Source organism: Pseudomonas protegens (assembly GCF_013407925.2).
Classification (GTDB): domain Bacteria; phylum Pseudomonadota; class Gammaproteobacteria; order Pseudomonadales; family Pseudomonadaceae; genus Aquipseudomonas; species Aquipseudomonas fluorescens_AP.
The window spans coordinates 5,193,700-5,212,215 of record NZ_CP060201.1; the positions used below are offsets into that span (position 1 = coordinate 5,193,700).

The following is an 18,516-nucleotide window of genomic DNA, read 5'->3' on the forward strand; positions in this document are numbered from 1 at the left end:
AGCCGGCTGGCCGGCGAAGGATCAAGGCGCCGGTTGGCTGTGGGGAAACAGCAGGTCGATAAAACGCTCGGCGGTGGGTTGCGGTTCGTGGTTGGCCAGCCCGGCGCGCTCGTTGGCTTCGATGAACACGTAGTCCGGCTGGTCCGCTGCCGGCACCAGCAGGTCCAGGCCGACCACCGGAATGTCCAGGGCCCGGGCCGCGCGGATGGCGGCGTCGGCCAGGGTCGGATGGAGAATGCCGGTGACGTCTTCCAGGGTGCCGCCGGTGTGCAGGTTGGCGGTGCGCCGGACGAACAGCCGCTCGCCGGCCGGCAGCACGCTGTTGTAGTCGTAACCGGCGGCATGCAGGGTGCGCTGGGTTTCCGCGTCCAGGGGGATCTTGCTTTCCCCTCCGGTGGCCGCCTGGCGTCGGCGGCTGCGGGCCTCGATCAAGGCGCCAATGGAATGCCGACCGTCGCCGATGATCTCGGCGGGACGGCGGATGGCCGCGGCCACCACTTCAAAGCCGATCACCAGGATGCGCAGGTCCAGCCCTTGGTGGAAGCTTTCCAGCAACACTCGGCTGTCAAAGCGGCGGGCCTGGTCGATGGCGCGCTGCACCTCTTCAATCGTGCTCAGATCCACGGCCACGCCTTGTCCCTGTTCACCGTCCAACGGCTTGACCACCACCCGCTGGTGCTCGTCGAGAAACGCCAGGTTGTCGTCGGCGTTGCCCGCCAATTGCTGGGCGGGCAGTTGCAGGCCGGCGCCCTTGAGCACCTTGTGCGTCAGGCTCTTGTCCTGGCACAGGCTCATGCTGATGGCGCTGGTCAGGTCGCTCAGGGATTCCCGGCAACGCACCCGGCGCCCGCCGTGGCTGAGGGTGAACAGCCCGGCGTCGGCGTCGTCCACTTGCACGTCGATGCCACGGCGATGGGCCTCCTCGACGATGATTCGCGCATAAGGATTGAACTCCGCCTGGGGGCCGGGGCCGAGGAACAACGGCTGGTTGATGCCGTTCTTGCGCTTGATGGCGAAGGTCGACAGGGTGCGAAAGCCCAGCTTGGCGTAGAGATTCTTGGCCTGGCGATTGTCGTGCAGCACCGACAGGTCGAGGTAGCTCAGGCCGCGGCTCATGAAGTGTTCGATCAGGTGCCGCACCAGCACTTCGCCGACGCCCGGACGGCTGCAATCGGGGTCCACCGCCAGGCACCAAAGGCTGCTGCCGTGCTCCGGGTCCTGGTAGGCCTTGTGGTGGTTCAGGCCCATGACGCTGCCGATCACCGCGCCGCTGTCTTCGTCCTCGGCCAGCCAGTACACCGGACCGCCCTGATGGCGCGGGGTCAGCAGCTGCGGATCGATGGGCAGCATGGCCCGGGCCTGGTACAGCTGATTGATGGCCTGCCAGTCGGATTCGCTTTGTGCCCGACGGATGCGGAAGCCGCGAAACACCCGGGTGGCCTGGCGATAGTCGCTGAACCACAGACGCAGGGTGTCGGAAGGGTCAAGGAACAATTGCGCCGGTTCCAGGCCCAGCACCTGCTGCGGCGCGGCCACGTAAAGAGCGATGTCGCGTTCACCGGGCTGCTCGTTGAGCAGCTCCGCGGCCAGGCTGCCGGGATCGGGAAAGGTGTGGCCGATCAGCAGTCGGCCCCAGCCGCAGTGCAGCGCAATGGGAACGTTGCCGGGTTCGCTGCCGTCCTCGGCGAAGCGCGCTTGCAGGCGTTCATAGGACGGCGCCTGGCCACGCAGCAGGCGTTGGCTGTAAGCCGTGGCATTCGCTTTCATCGGTCAGATTCCTTGTTCGCTGAGCCACAGGTTCAAGGCCGCCAGTTGCCACAGCTTGGAGCCGCGCAGGGGCGTCAGTTGGCCCTGGGGATCGGTCAGCAGGCGATCGAGCATGGCCGGGTTGAACAGGCCGCGATCCTGGCTCGGGTCCAGCAGCAGTTCACGCACCCAGTCCAGGGTGTCGCCCTGCAAGTGCTTGAGGCCCGGCACCGGGAAGTAGCCTTTCTTGCGGTCGATCACCTCACTGGGGATCACCCGCCGCGCCGCTTCCTTGAGCACCTGCTTGCCGCCGTCCGGCAGCTTGAAACGCGCCGGCACCCGGGCCGACAGCTCCACCAGGCGGTAGTCGAGGAACGGTGTGCGTGCCTCCAGGCCCCAGGCCATGGTCATGTTGTCCACCCGTTTGACCGGGTCATCCACCAGCATCACCGTGCTGTCCAGGCGCAGGGCCTTGTCTACCGGCGCATCGGCGCCGGGCTGGGCGAAATGCTCGCGGACGAAGTCACCGGCGGCGTCGTGGGCGGTCAGCCATTGCGGCTGCACGGTGGCCGCGTAGTCGTCGTAGCTGCGATCGAAGAAGGCCGCGCGGTAGGCGGCATACGGGTCGCTGGCGCCGTCTACCTGCGGGTACCAGTGGTAGCCGGCGAACAGTTCGTCGGCGCCCTGGCCGCTTTGCACCACCTTGCAGTGCTTGGCCACTTCCCGGGACAACAAATAGAAGGCGATGCAATCGTGGCTGACCATCGGCTCGCTCATGGCGCGGAACGCCGCCGGCAACTGCTCGATGATCTCGCGCTCGTCGATGCGCAACTGGTGATGCCGGGTGCCGTAGTGGCGGGCAATCAGGTCCGAGTACTGGAACTCGTCGCCGCGTTCGCCGCCGGCATCCTCGAAGCCGATGGAGAAGGTCGACAGGTCGTCTACTCCGACTTCCCGCAGCAGGCCTACCAGCAGGCTGGAGTCGACACCGCCGGACAGCAGCACGCCGACATCCACCGCCGCCCGTTGCCGGATGGCCACCGCCTCGCGGGTGCTATCGAGCACCCGGTCAGTCCAGTCTTCCAGTGTCAGCTGGGCTTCGTCGGCACGGGGGCCGTAGGGCAGGGACCACCAGGTCTGCTGTTCGCTGCGGCCGTCGGCCTCGATGCGCATCCAGGTGGCCGGCGGCAGTTTTTCAATGCCCGCCAGCAAGGTGCGCGGTGCCGGCACCACGGCGTGGAAGTTCAGGTAGTGATTGAGCGCCACCGGGTCGAGGATCGGATTGATATCGCCGCCCTTGAGCAAGGCCGGCAGGGCCGAGGCGAAGCGCAGCCGCTGGCCTGTGCGCGACAGGTACAAAGGCTTGACCCCGAGGCGGTCGCGGGCGATGAACAGGCGCTGGGCGTCGCGTTCCCAGATAGCGAAGGCGAACATGCCGTTGAGCTTGGGCAGCAGGTCCGCGCCCCAGGCGTGGTAGCCCTTGAGCAGCACTTCGGTGTCGCCGCCGGAATGAAAGGCGTAGCCCTGGGCTTCCAGTTCGGCGCGCAATTCGGGGAAGTTGTAGATCGCGCCGTTGAAGGCCAGGGACAGCCCCAGCTGATTGTCGATCATGGGCTGCGCCGAGCCGTCCGACAGGTCCATGATTTTCAGCCGTCGATGGCCCAGGGCGATCGGGCCCTGGCTGTGAAAGCCCCAGGCGTCCGGGCCGCGGGGGGCCAAGTGGTGGGTGATTCGTTCAACCGCTGCCAGGTCGGCAGGTTGATGATCAAAGCGTAATTCGCCAGCTAATCCGCACATAAGTCCTTACCGGTTTTTCCGTTGGGGAGAGTCAATCCGCAGTCGCCAAAAGGGCGGCTACCTGGAAACTGACCTGTGCATAACTCGGGAGTTTTAGATCGATCGGTTATAAGCGGTTGAGCGGGGGGCAGCTTTTGGCTGTAGTCGGCCGTGCTGGCAAGCGCTCATGGGCGGCGCTGAAAAATCAGCGCCGCCGCTCTGCCTCAGGCCTGGCCGCGAATCAGGCGGCGCAGGGCAAAGCGATTGGGATGACAGGCCTCGGCCACGCTTCTGGGCAGTGGCAATGGCTCGTTTTCCAGCCAGGCGGCCAGCAGCTCGCCGGACAACGGCGCGGTGATCAAGCCGCGAGAACCATGGCCACTGTTGATGTACAGGCCGTGCAGCCAGGGGCAGGGCAGGTCCGGGACCTGGCGCGCGTCCTTGCCCAGGGCGGCGTAGGTTTCAGCGAACGCTGCCGGGTCCGCCAGGGGGCCGACGATGGGCAGGTAGTCCGGGCTGGTACAACGAAAGGCCGCACGACCTTTTAGGCTTTCCAGGGGTAACTGCTCGGCGTTCAGGCGTTGCAGCAGGTCGCTGGAGATTTCCCGCAGCATGTCCAGGTTGCCGGCATGTTCCTCAGCGGTTGGGGTCAGGTCCTGGCTGTTGAAGTCGAAGCTGGCGCCCAGGGTGTGCTCGCCCAGGCGCGGCGGCGCGACGTAGCCTTCGGCGCAGACCACGGTGGCCAGGCTCTGGCTCTGCGCGGTCTGCGGCAGGCGGGTGATTTGCCCGCGAATGCGCTTGAGGGGCAATTCGGCGCTGGCCGGGAAGCGTTTGATCTCTGCGGCCCCGGCAAGGATCACCACCGCCGCGCTGGCCAGCATCCGTTCGCCGTCCCAGGCTTGCCATTGCTGATCGCCCCGGCGCAACTCCAGCACCTCCCGGTGCGCCAGGACCTGGATCTGCGGATGCCCGGCCTGCCACTGGCACAGGGCTGGCGGATGCACCCAGCCGCCTTCGGGATAGAACAGGCCGCCGTGGTCCAGGCCGATGCCGGCCAGGGCCTGGGCCTCTGGCTGATCCAGCTGCCGCAGCAGGTCGGCGGGGAAGGCCGCGGCCAACTGCGCCTGACGCTCGGCTTCCTTGGGATTGAACGCCAGTTGCAGCACCCCGCAGGCGTCCCAGTCCTGGCCGCGTTGCAGGTGTTCCAGCTGGCGCCGGGTGTAGCCGAAACCGCTGAGGATCATTTGCGACAGCGCCGTGCCGTGGGCTGAAAGCTTGAGGTAGAGCACCCCTTGCGGATTGCCCGAGGCTTCCTGGGCCAGTTGCTCATGGCGCTCCAGTAACTGCACCTGCCAACCGCGGGCAGCGAGGCTGGCGGCACTGGCGCAACCGGCCAGCCCACCGCCGATCACCAGGGCGGTTTTGGCCTGGGCCGGTGGGCGGGCGAACCAAGGCTTGGCCCGGGCTGGCGGTGGGCTGTCCTCGGGCCAGCCGAGGAATTCGCCGCGCAGCACTTCCCATTTGCGACCGATGCCCGGGGTGCGCTTCATCTTGAAGCCCGCCGCGTTCAACAGGCGGCGTACCCAGCCGGTGCTGGTGAAGGTGCTGAGGGTAGAGCCCGGAGCGGCCAGGCGCGCCAGTTCGGCGAACAGTTCCGGGGTCCACATGTCGGGGTTTTTCGCCGGGGCGAAACCGTCGAGAAACCAGGCGTCGATCTGCGCGTCCAGTTGCGGCAGTTGCTCCAGGGCGTCGCCGATCAGCAGGGTCAGGGTGACCCGGCCGTCGTCCAGCATGATGCGCTGGAAACCGCCGTGCACGGCGACGTAGTGCTTGAGCAGCTGCTGGCTCAGGTCCGCCAGTTCTGGCCACAGGGCCAGGGCCCGTTGCAGATCGGCCGGGCTCAGGGGGTACTTTTCCACGCTGACGAAATGCAGCCGGGCAGTGGCCGGCGCTTGCTCCTGGAACAACTGCCAGGCGCAGAGAAAATTCAGCCCGGTGCCGAAGCCGGTTTCACCGATGACAAATTTTTCGCCCGCCGACAGCGCGGCAAAGCGTTCGCGCAGGCGATTCTGTTCGATGAACACATGGCGGGTTTCATCCAGGCCCGAGTCGCTGGAGAAATACACATCGTCGAAGACCCGCGAGCGCGGGCGTCCTTGGTCGTCCCAGTCGAGCTGGGCGTGGGGCAGTTCAGGTGTCATGTTCGGCTCATGTTGCGCAAGGCGGCCATTCTAGCCGATCGCGCAGGCAGCGCCTGATCCATGGCAAGCCGCCGCCGGTTCGGGGATTTGTTTTCCCTGGCCAAGGTCGATCCGCTAGTCTTGGACAATTCTTGGAAGGGAGCCACCCATGTTCGAATCCGCTGAAATCGGTCACGCCATCGACAAAGAAACCTACGACGCCGAAGTGCCTGCCTTGCGTGAAGCCTTGCTTGAAGCCCAGTTCGAGCTGCGCCAGAAGGCGAGCTTTCCGGTGATCGTGCTGATCAACGGGATCGAGGGCGCGGGCAAGGGCGAGACGGTCAAGCTGCTCAGTGAATGGATGGACCCACGCTTGATCGAGGTGCGGACGTTCGACCAGCAGACCGACGAGGAACTGTCGCGACCGCCAGCCTGGCGCTACTGGCGGATGCTTCCGGCCAAGGGCCGCATGGGCGTGTTCTTCGGCAACTGGTACAGCCAGATGCTCCAGGGCCGGGTGCATGGCGAGATCAAGGACCCGCGCCTGGACCAGGCGATCAATGGCGCCGAACGCCTGGAAAAGATGCTCTGCGATGAAGGCGCGCTGATCTTCAAGTTCTGGTTTCACCTGTCCAAGAAACAGATGAAGGACCGCCTCAAGTCGTTGCAGGATGACCCGCTGCACAGCTGGCGCATCAGCCCGCTGGACTGGCAGCAGTCACAAACCTACGACAAGTTCGTCAAGTACGGCGAGCGGGTGTTGCGCCGCACCAGTCGTGACTACGCGCCCTGGCATGTGATCGAGGGCGTCGATCCGCATTACCGCAGCCTCACCGTGGGCCGGATCCTGCTGGAGGGGTTGCAGAATGCCTTGAACCGTCAGCCGCTGAAGCCGACCCAGGTCAACGCCGCACCGCTGCCGACGGCGGTGGATGAGCTGAGTCTGCTGGACAGCCTGGACATGACCCAGCACCTGGACAAGGACGACTACGAGGAACAGTTGATTACCGAGCAGGCGCGCCTGGCCGGTCTGCTGCGGGACAAGCGCATGCGCAAGCACGCTCTGGTGGCGGTCTTCGAGGGCAATGATGCGGCGGGCAAGGGCGGCGCCATTCGCCGGGTCGCGGCGGCCCTGGACCCGCGCCAATACAGCATCGTGCCGATTGCCGCGCCCACCGAAGATGAACGGGCGCAGCCTTATCTCTGGCGTTTCTGGCGGCATATTCCGGCGCGCGGCAAGTTCACCATCTTCGACCGCTCCTGGTATGGCCGGGTGCTGGTGGAGCGGGTCGAGGGGTTCTGCCAGCCGGCGGACTGGCTGCGGGCCTACAGCGAGATCAACGACTTCGAGGAGCAGTTGGCCGATGCCCGGGTGATCGTGGTGAAGTTCTGGCTGGCGATCGACAAGGACACCCAGCTGGAGCGTTTCCAGGCTCGGGAGGCGATTCCCTTCAAGCGCTTCAAGATCACCGAGGACGACTGGCGCAACCGCGACAAGTGGGGCGACTACCGCATCGCCGTCGGCGACATGGTCGACCGGACCAGCACCGAAGTGGCGCCCTGGACCCTGGTGGAGGCCAACGACAAGCGCTGGGCCCGGGTCAAGGTCCTGCGCACCATCAATCTGGCCCTGGAGGCCGCCTTCGAGCGTTCCGACAAGCACGACAAGAAGGACAAGAAGTAGACCGATGGTCGCGCATACGCCCAGTGAATGATTGTCGCGGTGGTGGGCGAGGGGCCTCTATGCTCGAGGCTCTTTCCTGCCGCCAACAACAATGAGGTGCGTCATGCGTGAAGTGGTGATCGTCGACAGCGTACGGACTGGCCTGGCCAAGTCCTTTCGCGGCAAGTTCAACCAGACCCGTCCGGATGACATGGCCGCTCACTGCGTCAATGCGCTGCTCGCCCGCAACGGCATCGACCCGGCCAGCGTCGAGGACTGCATCGTCGGCGCCGGCTCCAACGAAGGGGCCCAGGGTTTCAACATCGGCCGCAACGTCGCGGTGCTCTCGGCCCTGGGCACCGGCACGGCGGGCATGACCCTCAACCGGTTCTGCTCCTCGGGGCTGCAGGCGATCGCCATCGCCGCCAACCAGATCGCCTCCGGCTGCAGCGACATCATCGTCGCCGGCGGTGTCGAATCCATCAGCCTGACCATGAAGAGCGTCAACACCGACAACCTGATCAACCCGTTGCTCAAGGAGCAGGTGCCGGGCATCTACTTCCCCATGGGCCAGACCGCCGAAGTGGTGGCCCGGCGCTACAACGTCAGCCGCGAAGCCCAGGACCTGTACTCCCTGCAAAGCCAGCAGCGTACCGCCCAGGCCCAGGCCGCCGGTCTGTTTCGCGACGAAATCGTGCCGATGACGGTCAAGTACAAGGTCGAGGACAAGAACACCGGGCAGGTGCAGATCCTCGACGGCGTGGTGGATCGCGACGATTGCAACCGTCCCGACACCACTTTGGAGAACCTCGCGGCCTTGAAGCCGGTGTTTGCCGAAGACGGTTCGGTGACGGCGGGCAACTCCTCGCAGCTCTCCGATGGCGCCTCCATGACCCTGGTGATGAGCCTGGAACGGGCCCTGGCCCTGGGGCTCAAGCCCAAGGCGTTCTTCCGTGGCTTTACCGTGGCTGGCTGCGAGCCTGACGAGATGGGCATCGGCCCGGTGTTCTCGGTGCCCAAGCTGCTCAAGGCCAAGGGCCTGAGCATCAACGATATCGATCTGTGGGAACTCAACGAGGCGTTCGCCTCCCAGTGCCTGTATGCCCGTGACCGGCTGGAGATCGATAACGCCAAATACAACGTCAACGGTGGCTCGATCTCCATCGGTCACCCGTTCGGCATGACCGGTTCGCGCCAGGTCGGGCATCTGGTGCGTGAGTTGCAGCGGCGCAACCTGAGGTACGGCATTGTCACCATGTGCGTGGGCGGTGGCATGGGGGCAACGGGGCTGTTCGAGGCTGTGCGCTAGGTTTCGGGTTTGGCCGGCAAGCCGGCTCCTGCGGGAGACGGCTTGGGTTCTTTACGACCTGCACAATCTTGTTTGCGCTTTGCTGGCAACTGTCTCTGTGTCGGCCCCTGGCCCGGGCCTAGAATGCGCACCTTGCTCGTCAGGCTTTGTGGGGTTCGCATGCACGTCTCGTCCGGTCGTTGGGTCTATGGCTTGTTCCTCGCCTTATTGACCGCGCTGTTGTGGGGCATCCTGCCCATCAAGCTCAAGCAAGTACTGCAGGTGATGGACCCGGTGACCGTGACCTGGTTTCGCCTGCTGGTGTCCGGCGGCTGCCTGTTTTTCTATCTGGCGGCGGTGGGGCGCTTGCCGCGCTGGCGCGCGCTCGGCCCGAAAGGGGCATGGCTGGTACCGATCTCGGTCTTGGGGCTGGTGGGCAATTACGTGCTGTACCTGATGGGCCTGAACCTGCTGAGCCCGGGCACCGCGCAACTGGTGGTGCAGATGGGGCCGATCCTGCTGCTGATCGCCAGCGTCTTCGTGTTCAAGGAGCGCTTCAGCCTGGGGCAGGGCCTGGGCTTGCTGGTGCTGCTGCTCGGTTTCGGGCTGTTCTTCAATCAGCGCCTGACCGAGCTGCTGACCTCCCTGAGTGACTACACCGCTGGAGTTCTGACCATTCTCGCGGCTTCGGCGGTCTGGACCTTTTATGCCTTGGGCCAGAAGCAGTTGTTGAGCGTGTGGAATTCATTGCAGGTGATGATGGTGATCTACCTGTTCTGTGCACTGTTGCTCACCCCGTGGGTGCATCCCCTGGAGGCTCTGGAGCTGAGTCCGTTGCAAGGCTGGCTGTTGCTGGCCTGTTGCCTGAACACCCTGATTGCCTATGGCGCCTTTGCCGAAGCCCTGGCCCATTGGGAGGCGTCGCGGGTCAGTGCGACCCTGGCGATCACGCCGCTGGTGACCTTTGCCGCGGTGGCCTGGGCGGCCTGGGTCTGGCCGGAGTACGTGCACGCCGAACAGATCAATGGCCTGGGTTATGGCGGGGCGTTGCTGGTGGTACTGGGCTCGGCCTTGACGGCGTTGGGGCCGTCACTGATGGCGGGGTTGCGCGCTCGGCGCCAGCGGGTTGCTGCGGGGTGAACTTCGCTGGCAAGCCAGCTCCTACAGAGGTGTGGCGGTAGGAGCTGGCTTGCCCGCGAAAAAGACGCCGCGCTAGCCCTGTTTCCCGGCCTCCAGCATGTTTTCCGGGCGCACCCAGGCATCGAACTGCTCGTCGGTCAGGTAGCCGAGTTCCAGCGCGGCTTCTCGCAGGGTCAGGTTCTCGGCATAGGCCTTCTTGGCGATCTCGGCGGCCTTGTCGTAGCCGATGTGGGTGTTGAGCGCGGTCACCAGCATCAACCCGCGTTCCAGGTGCGTGGCCATCTGCAGGGGATCGGGCTCCAGCCCGGCGATGCAGTGCCGCTGGAAGTTGCTGCAGCCATCGGCCAGCAGGCGGATCGATTGCAACAGGTTGTGGATGATCACCGGCTTGAACACGTTTAGCTGCAGATGGCCCTGGCTGGCGGCAAAGCCGATCGCCACGTCGTTGCCCATGACCTGGCAGGCCAGCATCGACAGGGCTTCGCATTGGGTCGGGTTGACCTTGCCGGGCATGATCGAGCTGCCCGGCTCGTTGGCCGGCAGCTTGACTTCGGCCAGTCCCGCCCGTGGACCGGAGCCCAGCAGGCGCAGGTCGTTGGCGATTTTCATCAGGCACACCGCGAGGGTTTTCAGCGCGCCGGACAGGGTGGTCAGCGGCTCGTGGCCGGCCAGCGCCGCGAACTTGTTGGGGGCGGTGACGAAGGGCAGGCCGGACAACGCGGCCAGTTCGGCGGCGATGGCTTCACCGAAACCGTGGGGCGAGTTCAGTCCGGTGCCCACGGCGGTGCCGCCCTGGGCCAGCTCGCATACCGCAGGCAAGGCGCTGCGGATGGCACGCTCGGCGTAGCCCAGTTGAGCGATGAAGGCGGAGATTTCCTGACCAAAGGTAATGGGCGTGGCATCCATCATGTGGGTGCGTCCGGTCTTCACCAGCTTCATGTGCCGGGCCGACAGTTCGGCCAGGCCGCCGGACAGTTCGGTGATCGCCGGCAGCAGTTGGGACTGCACGGCCTGGGCCGCCGCGATGTGCATGGCGGTGGGGAAGCAGTCGTTGGAGCTTTGCGAGCGGTTGACGTGATCGTTGGGGTGCACCGGCGACTTGCCGCCCCGAGGATTGCCCGCTAGTTCATTGGCCCGGCCGGCCAGTACCTCGTTGACGTTCATGTTGCTCTGGGTGCCGCTGCCGGTCTGCCACACCACCAGGGGGAACTGATGGTCATGTTCTCCGGCCAGCACTTCGTCGGCGGCCTGTTCGATCAGCCGGGCGATGTCGGCGGGGATATCGCCATTGCGATCGTTGACCCGGGCGGCGGCTTTCTTGATCAGGGCCAGGGCATGCAGCACTGCTAGAGGCATGCGCTCGTTGCCGATGGCGAAGTTGATCAGCGAGCGCTGGGTCTGCGCGCCCCAATAGGCTTGTTCCGGGACTTCAACCTGGCCCAGGCTGTCGGTTTCGATTCGATTCATCGTGACATTCCTCCAAGTCTGACTGGCCAGTTTAGGCCCTGATCCGCGGCTCGGGTTCCGTGCCAGGAGGTTTTGTGTCGGTTACCCGGGCAAAACCTTGGCTCGCCGGGGAGTGGGGTTGAGGGACGCGGATTAATAGGCGCAGAATGGGCGCCCTTGGGGTTCTACCTCGCCTGCTAGATAAAGGAAACTCGATGACCCGTTTTCGTGCCATCTGTACCGCGGTTGTTCTGGTGTGTGCCAGCGGCCAGGTTCTTGCCGATACCGCCAGCCACAACGCCAGTGCCGAGGCCTTCCTGACCCTGGCCCATGCGGACAAGCTCGGTACGCCGGTGTACATGCAAGTCCAGCAAATGTTCGCCCAGCGTTTTGAACAGACCAAAGCCCCCGAATCCAAACGTGCCCTGCTGGAAACCTACCAGGCCAAGGCCAACGCCGCCCTGGACCAGGCCATTGGCTGGAACAAGCTGAAACCGGACATGGTCAAGCTCTACACCAGCAACTTCAGCGAGTCCGAGCTCAAGGACCTGGTAGCGTTCTACCAGTCGCCACTGGGCAAGAAAGTCCTGGAAAAAATGCCCCAGCTGACCCAGCAATCGGCGCAGATGACCCAGGCCAAGCTGGAAAGCGCGGTGCCGGTAGTGAACAAGCTGCTGGCCGACATGACCGCCGAGCTCGAGCCCAAGGCTGCACCGGCGAAGAAGAAGTAAGCGGAGCCCGCAATGACCATGCAACAACGTATCGAAGCGGCGCTCGGGGCATTGCAGCCCGAGCACCTGCAAGTGCTGGATGAAAGCCACATGCACAGCCGTGGCCTGGAAACCCACTTCAAGGCGGTACTGGTCAGCGAGCAGTTCGCCGGCCTCAACAGCGTCAAGCGCCACCAGAAGGTCTACGCCACCCTGGGTGAGCTGATGAGTCAATTCCATGCGTTGGCGCTGCACACTTACACCCCCGAGGAGTGGTCGAAGATCGGTGTGGCTCCGGCTTCGCCGACCTGCGCTGGGGGCAGCAAGCATTAATAGCGGTTTTTTTGATAGAATCCGCAACGCGCTGCTTACGTCGGCGCGTTTTTTTTTTGCATCCGGTTCACCCTTTACGAGGGTAGCCACCTGGAGAGATTTCCCATGACACAACCCATTGTCGTGGCGGCACTGTACAAGTTCGTCACCCTCGAAGATTACGTCAGCCTGCGCGAGCCCCTGCTGCAGGCCATGCTCGATAACGGCATCAAGGGCACCCTGCTGATCGCCGAAGAAGGCATCAACGGCACGGTTTCCGGCAGCCGCGAAGGCATCGACGGGCTGCTGGCCTGGCTGAAGAACGATCCGCGCATGATCGATATCGATCACAAAGAGTCGTATTGCGACGAGCAGCCGTTCTACCGCACCAAGGTCAAGCTCAAGAAAGAGATCGTCACCCTGGGCGTGCCCGGCGTCGACCCCAACAAGAAAGTCGGCACCTATGTCGAGCCCCGGGACTGGAACGCCCTGATCAGCGATCCCGAAGTGTTGTTGATCGATACCCGTAACGACTACGAAGTCTCCATCGGTACCTTCGAAGGCGCCATCGACCCCAAGACCACCAGCTTCCGCGAGTTTCCGGACTACATCAAAGCCAACTTCGACCCGAGCAAACACAAGAAGGTGGCGATGTTCTGCACTGGCGGCATCCGCTGCGAGAAGGCGTCGAGCTACATGCTCAGCGAGGGTTTCGACGAGGTGTTCCACCTCAAGGGCGGGATTCTCAAGTACCTCGAAGAGGTGCCGCAGCAAGAGAGCAAGTGGCAGGGCGACTGCTTCGTGTTCGATAACCGCGTCACCGTTCGCCACGACCTGAGCGAAGGCGACTACGATCAATGTCATGCCTGCCGCACTCCGGTGAGCGTCGAGGATCGCGCCTCCGAGCACTATGTGCCCGGTATCAGTTGCCCGCATTGCTGGGACAAACTGAGCGAGAAGACCCGCCGCAGCGCCATTGACCGGCAGAAGCAGATCGAATTGGCCAAGGCGCGCAACATGCCGCACCCGATCGGTTACAACTACAAGCAATCTTCCTCCGAGGCTTGAGCCATGTCTGCCCGCCTGCTCTATGTGATGGACCCGATGTGTTCATGGTGCTGGGGTTTTGCGCCCGTGGCCCAGGCCCTGGCAGAGCAGGCCCAGGCCGCCGGCGTCGAGCTGCATCTGGTGGTGGGCGGCTTGCGCACCGGCAGCGGCTCGGCGCTGGAGCCCAACACCCGGCGCTATATTCTTGAGCACTGGCAGGCGGTGCAGCAGGCTACGGGGCAGCCGTTCACCTTCGCGGGCGCCTTGCCCGATGGCTTTGTCTATGACACTGAACCGGCTTGTCGGGCGATCGTCACCGCCCGGAGCCTGGCCCCGGACTGTGCCTGGAAACTATTGGGGCTGATCCAGCGGGCGTTCTATGTCGAAGGCCGTGATGTCACCCTGGCCAGCGTGCTGGTCGAGCTGGCGGAGCAGGCCGGGGTGCCGCGGATCGAATTCGCAGAAGCATTCGACCGGGCCGAGCAGCACGCGGCCACGGCAGCGGACTTCACCTGGGTCCAGGACCTGGGGATCGCTGGATTTCCCACCTTGCTGGCGGAGCGCAACGGCCAGTTGGCGCTGCTGACCAATGGCTATCAGCCGCTGAGCGAGTTGTCGCCGTTGCTCGGGCGCTGGCTGGAGCGCGCCGCCTGTGCCTGAGCCGGTCGAATCCAGCGTACCCGGCAAAATCGTCGATCGTCTGAGCTGGGGTGAAATCCGTCGTCTGGCCTTGCACCACCGGAAATCGCTGTGGATCGCCAATGGCGTGGCCGTGCTGGCCACGCTGTGCAGCGTGCCGATTCCGCTGTTGCTGCCATTGCTGGTGGACGAGGTGCTGCTGGGGCATGGCAATGCTGCGCTGCAGGTCATGAACCGGTTCCTGCCTCAGGGCTGGCAGAGCGCGGCGGGCTATATCGGCCTGATGCTGCTGGCGACCCTGATCCTGCGTTGCTCCGCCCTGGTGTTCAACGTGGTCCAGGCGCGGCTGTTCGCTGGTCTGGCCAAGGACATCGTCTACCGCATCCGTGTGCGCCTGATCGAGCGGCTCAAGCGTATTTCCCTGGGGGAATACGAAAGCCTGGGCGGCGGCACGGTCACCACTCACCTGGTCACCGATCTGGACACCGTGGACAAGTTCGTCGGGGAAACCCTGAGCCGTTTCCTGGTGGCCATGCTGACCCTGGTGGGCACGGCCGGCATCCTGATGTGGATGCACTGGAAGCTGGCGCTGCTGATCCTGCTGTTCAACCCGCTGGTGATCTTTGCCACGGTGCAGTTGGGCAAGCGGGTCAAGCACCTGAAGAAGCTGGAAAACGACAGCACCTCGCGCTTCACCCAGGCTCTGACCGAGACGCTGGAGGCGATTCAGGAAATTCGAGCCGGCAACCGACAGGGCTACTTTCTCGGCCGCCTGGGACGGCGTGCCGAAGAGGTGCGCGATTATGCCGTGGCCTCGCAGTGGAAGAGCGATGCCTCTGGCCGGGCCAGCGGTCTGCTGTTTCAGTTCGGCATCGATATCTTCCGCGCCGCAGCGATGCTCACGGTGCTGTTTTCCGACCTGTCCATCGGCCAAATGCTGGCGGTATTCAGCTACCTGTGGTTCATGATCGGCCCGGTGGAGCAACTGCTGAACCTGCAATACGCCTATTACGCCGCCGGTGGCGCCCTGACCCGGATCAACGAGTTGTTGGCGCGGGCCGACGAGCCGCAGTACAGCGGTGGTGCGGATCCGTTCCTGGGCTGCGAAACCGTTGGCATCGAGGTTCGCGGCCTGAGCTTTGGCTACGGCGACGAACGGGTGCTGGACAACCTGAACCTGTCCATTGCGCCTGGCGAAAAGGTGGCCATTGTCGGCGCCAGTGGCGGTGGCAAGAGCACCCTGGTGCAGCTGTTGCTGGGGTTGTACACGCCACAGACCGGGGTGATCCGTTTTGGTGGCGCGACCCAGCAGGACATCGGCCTGGAAACGGTGCGCGATAACGTTGCCGTGGTGTTGCAGCATCCTGCGCTGTTCAACGACACCATTCGCGCCAACCTGACCATGGGCCGCGAGCGCAATGACAACGCCTGCTGGCAGGCGCTGGAAATCGCCCAGTTGGACAGCACCGTCAGGGCCTTGCCGCAGGGACTGGACAGCGTGGTCGGGCGTTCCGGCGTGCGCTTGTCCGGTGGCCAGCGTCAGCGCCTGGCCATTGCGCGGATGGTCCTGGCCGAGCCCAAGGTGGTGATCCTCGACGAAGCCACCTCTGCCCTGGATGCCGCTACCGAGTACAACCTGCATCAAGCCTTGACGCGTTTTCTGCGTGGGCGGACTACGCTGATCATTGCTCATCGCCTGTCGGCGGTAAAACAGGCCGACCGGGTTTTAGTGTTCGATGGCGGGCAGATTGCCGAAGATGGCGACCATCAGCAGCTTATTGCCGATGGCGGCCTTTATGCCAAGCTTTACGGGCATCTGCAGCAGGTTCGATAGTCTTGAGTTTTATCCGGCTTTCTGTGCTTAGTGCTTGAATTTCCTGGTGGAATAACCGTTTCAGCCTGAGGCAGCGGCCGTTTCCTCTTGCTGGGCAGGTCCGTTCGCCCTGCGTCGGGTCTGAGGAAATTAGCCTAATCTGTGCTGGCTGGGACGGGACTACTGGGTGTTCATTTGGCAGTGCGCGAGCAAGGACCCTCATGAAGCAAAAGCGGACTTTCGCAACGCCGCGGTTGTTGGGCATCGTCTGGCCCTTTATCGCCGTGGTGTTATTCCAAGCCTTGTTGGGCGGCCTCAGCCTCTATGTCCTGTCGGCAGTGCGTGGTTATGTGGCCGGCGAAAGCCTGTGGTCCAAAGGCCAGAAGGACGCCATCTACTACCTCAATCTGTACGCCGACAGCCGCGACGAAGGCACCTTTCTCAAATACCAGAACGCCATAGCCGTGCCTCAGGGCGGGCATGAGCTACGGGTGGCCCTGGATCGTCAGCCGCCGGATCTCGAGGCGGCGCGGCTGGGGATTCTCAAGGGCGGCAATCACCCGGATGACGTCCCCAGTCTGATCTGGCTGTACCTCAACTTCCGCCATTTCAGTTACCTGGAAAAGGCCATCGATTTGTGGACCGTGGGCGACGGCTACCTGCTGCAGCTCGATACGGTGGCCCGCGAGATGCACCGGGGGATCGGCAGCAACAACGCCAGCGAAGCCGACGTGCAACGTTGGAAGAGTCAGATCTTTGCCATCAACGATGGGGTCACACCGGCGGCCAAGGCCTTCAGCGACGCTCTGGGAGAGGGCTCGCGGGTGATTCTGCGCCTGTTGCTGGTGACCAACCTGGCCACGGCGCTGGTCCTGATTGCCCTGGCGCTGCTGCGCACCCACATGCTGTTGGCCCAGCGCCATGCCTTTGCCGACGCCTTGCAGCTGGAGAAAGAGCGTGCGCAGATTACCCTGCAGTCCATTGGCGACGGGGTGATCACCACGGATGTCGAGGGTGCCATTGCCTATATGAACCCGGCCGCGGAAGAGTTGACCCGCTGGAAGGCTGAGCAGGCGGTGGGGTTGCCCCTGGCTGCCCTGTTCAATCTGCTGGACGAGAATGCCCAGACCGATGGGTTCACCCTGATCGAGCACATTCTCAGTGGCCAGCTCAGTGGTGGCAGCGAACATTCCAAGCTGATCCAGCGCCTGGATGGCAGCACGGTTTCGGTGACCCTGGTGGGCGCGCCAATCCGTAATGCCGGCAAGGTCAGTGGCACGGTGCTGGTGCTGCATGACATGACTCAGGAGCGACAGTACATCGCCAATCTGTCCTGGCAGGCGACCCACGATGCGCTGACCGGGTTGGCCAATCGCCGCGAGTTCGAGTTCCGTCTGGAGCAGGCGCTGCACAACCTGATCCGCCAGCCGGCCCGGCACGCATTGATGTTCCTGGACCTGGACCAGTTCAAGCTGGTCAACGACACCTGTGGGCATGCCGCCGGAGATGAGTTGCTGCGGCATATTTGTGCGCTGCTGCAGTCGGGTCTGCGGGAAGGTGACACCCTGGCGCGGTTGGGGGGCGACGAGTTCGGGATTCTCCTGGAAAACTGCTCGCCGGAGGCCGCGGAAAAGATTGCCGAGGGGCTGCGTCAGACCGTGCAGAACCTGCACTTTGTCTGGAAGGGCCGGCCGTTCGTCACCACGGTGAGTATCGGTCTGGTGCATATCGCCCAGACCCCGACCACCCTGGAGGCGTCATTGCGAGCGGCGGACATGGCTTGCTACATGGCCAAGGAAAAAGGGCGCAACCGGGTTCAGGTCTACCATGCCGACGATTCCGAGCTTTCCCTGCGATTCGGCGAAATGGCCTGGGTCCAGCGCCTGCATATGGCTCTTGAGGAGAACCGCTTCTGTCTCTATTCCCAGGAGATCACGGCCCTGGGTCATACCGAGCGTGAAGGTGGCCATGTCGAGATTCTCCTGCGCCTGCACGACGAGGCCGGCCGGATGATCCTGCCGGACAGTTTTATCCCGGCGGCGGAGCGCTACGGCCTTATGACCTCTCTGGATCGCTGGGTGGTGCAGAACGTATTCAAGGTCATTGCCCAGTGCATCGCCGAGGGGCGTGAAGGGCCCATGGCCATGTGCGCGATCAACCTGTCGGGGATCACCATTGGCGACGACGAGTTTCTCGACTTCCTGAGGGAGCAGTTCATTGTCTATGGCGTACCGCCGCAGATGATCTGCTTTGAAATAACCGAAACCAGTGCGATTGCCAATTTGGGCAGCGCGATCCGTTTTATAAATGAACTCAAGGGCTTGGGCTGCCATTTTTCGCTGGACGACTTTTGTGCGGGAATGTCGTCGTTCGCTTATCTCAAACATTTGCCTGTAGACTTCCTCAAGATCGATGGAAGTTTCGTAAAGGATATGCTGGACGACCCGATTAACCGCGCCATGGTCGAAGTGATCAACCACATCGGTCATGTCATGGGTAAGCGCACGATTGCCGAGTTTGTCGAAACGCCGCAGATAGAGCAGGCCTTGCTTGAGATCGGCGTGGATTATGCTCAAGGCTACATTGTTGAACGCCCGCAATTGTTTACCTGTGACAGCCTGCAGTGTCGGCCCGTGCGACCACGGCCCCTGTTGTTCAAGGCGCCCGGCACCTTCCGTTGAAACCTCTTTTGGGTCCGCACATCACAATCAAAAGGAGTCCGACAGTGATCGATACATTCAACCGAACCGGCCCGC

13 protein-coding genes are annotated in these 18,516 nt (G+C 63.7%); 9 read left to right on the top strand and 4 right to left on the bottom strand.

From position 1 onward, the window contains the following. Window positions 1–21: 21 nt before the first annotated feature. The 3 genes from ngg to mnmC all read right to left on the bottom strand — a co-directional run bounded on the left by ngg (window position 22) and on the right by mnmC (window position 5,723). A complete protein-coding gene (gene ngg / locus GGI48_RS24270; RefSeq protein WP_103739909.1) occupies window positions 22–1,767 on the bottom strand; it encodes an N-acetylglutaminylglutamine synthetase in 1,746 nt (581 codons plus the stop codon). 3 nt (window positions 1,768–1,770) lie between these two features. Continuing rightward, window positions 1,771–3,543: an N-acetylglutaminylglutamine amidotransferase gene (locus GGI48_RS24275; RefSeq protein WP_179600378.1), complete on the bottom strand. Its 1,773-nt coding sequence runs from the start codon at window positions 3,541–3,543 to the stop codon at window positions 1,771–1,773. Between the two features lie 203 nt (window positions 3,544–3,746). Beyond that, the gene (gene mnmC, locus GGI48_RS24280; protein WP_179600380.1) at window positions 3,747–5,723 is read right to left on the bottom strand and encodes a bifunctional tRNA (5-methylaminomethyl-2-thiouridine)(34)-methyltransferase MnmD/FAD-dependent 5-carboxymethylaminomethyl-2-thiouridine(34) oxidoreductase MnmC; all 1,977 of its coding nucleotides are present in this window, start codon (window positions 5,721–5,723) and stop codon (window positions 3,747–3,749) included. A gap of 148 nt (window positions 5,724–5,871) precedes the next feature. Here mnmC and pap point away from each other — a divergent pair, with 148 nt between their 5' ends. The 3 genes from pap to GGI48_RS24295 all read left to right on the top strand — a co-directional run bounded on the left by pap (window position 5,872) and on the right by GGI48_RS24295 (window position 9,793). Continuing rightward, window positions 5,872–7,386, top strand: coding sequence for a polyphosphate:AMP phosphotransferase (gene pap, locus GGI48_RS24285; RefSeq protein ID WP_179600382.1), 1,515 nt, complete (start codon window positions 5,872–5,874; stop codon window positions 7,384–7,386). 103 nt (window positions 7,387–7,489) lie between these two features. Continuing rightward, window positions 7,490–8,674, top strand: coding sequence for a thiolase family protein (locus GGI48_RS24290; RefSeq protein WP_047305567.1), 1,185 nt, complete (start codon window positions 7,490–7,492; stop codon window positions 8,672–8,674). Window positions 8,675–8,833: 159 nt separating this feature from the next. Next, the gene (locus GGI48_RS24295) at window positions 8,834–9,793 is read left to right on the top strand and encodes a DMT family transporter (protein ID WP_103739913.1); all 960 of its coding nucleotides are present in this window, start codon (window positions 8,834–8,836) and stop codon (window positions 9,791–9,793) included. Between the two features lie 72 nt (window positions 9,794–9,865). Here the strand turns inward: GGI48_RS24295 and GGI48_RS24300 are convergent, their stop codons facing one another. Beyond that, window positions 9,866–11,260, bottom strand: coding sequence for a class II fumarate hydratase (locus GGI48_RS24300; protein WP_179600384.1), 1,395 nt, complete (start codon window positions 11,258–11,260; stop codon window positions 9,866–9,868). A gap of 194 nt (window positions 11,261–11,454) precedes the next feature. Between GGI48_RS24300 and GGI48_RS24305 the strand changes: the two genes are divergently transcribed. The 6 genes from GGI48_RS24305 to GGI48_RS24330 all read left to right on the top strand — a co-directional run bounded on the left by GGI48_RS24305 (window position 11,455) and on the right by GGI48_RS24330 (window position 18,441). Then, complete coding sequence (locus tag GGI48_RS24305) at window positions 11,455–11,970, top strand: DUF2059 domain-containing protein (RefSeq protein ID WP_042940787.1); 516 nt, start codon at window positions 11,455–11,457, stop codon at window positions 11,968–11,970. 12 nt (window positions 11,971–11,982) lie between these two features. Then, complete coding sequence (locus GGI48_RS24310) at window positions 11,983–12,282, top strand: BolA family protein (protein WP_016964105.1); 300 nt, start codon at window positions 11,983–11,985, stop codon at window positions 12,280–12,282. Window positions 12,283–12,387: 105 nt separating this feature from the next. Continuing rightward, on the top strand, window positions 12,388–13,329 hold the full coding sequence (locus tag GGI48_RS24315) for a rhodanese-related sulfurtransferase (RefSeq protein ID WP_016964104.1): 942 nt from the start codon (window positions 12,388–12,390) through the stop codon (window positions 13,327–13,329). Window positions 13,330–13,365: 36 nt separating this feature from the next. Beyond that, the gene (locus GGI48_RS24320; RefSeq protein WP_177435195.1) at window positions 13,366–13,968 is read left to right on the top strand and encodes a DsbA family protein; all 603 of its coding nucleotides are present in this window, start codon (window positions 13,366–13,368) and stop codon (window positions 13,966–13,968) included. A 28-nt stretch (window positions 13,969–13,996) separates the two neighbouring features. Further along, a complete protein-coding gene (locus GGI48_RS24325) occupies window positions 13,997–15,781 on the top strand; it encodes an ABC transporter ATP-binding protein (protein WP_179602114.1) in 1,785 nt (594 codons plus the stop codon). A 200-nt stretch (window positions 15,782–15,981) separates the two neighbouring features. Further along, complete coding sequence (locus tag GGI48_RS24330) at window positions 15,982–18,441, top strand: EAL domain-containing protein (RefSeq protein WP_016964102.1); 2,460 nt, start codon at window positions 15,982–15,984, stop codon at window positions 18,439–18,441. Window positions 18,442–18,516 lie beyond the last annotated feature (75 nt).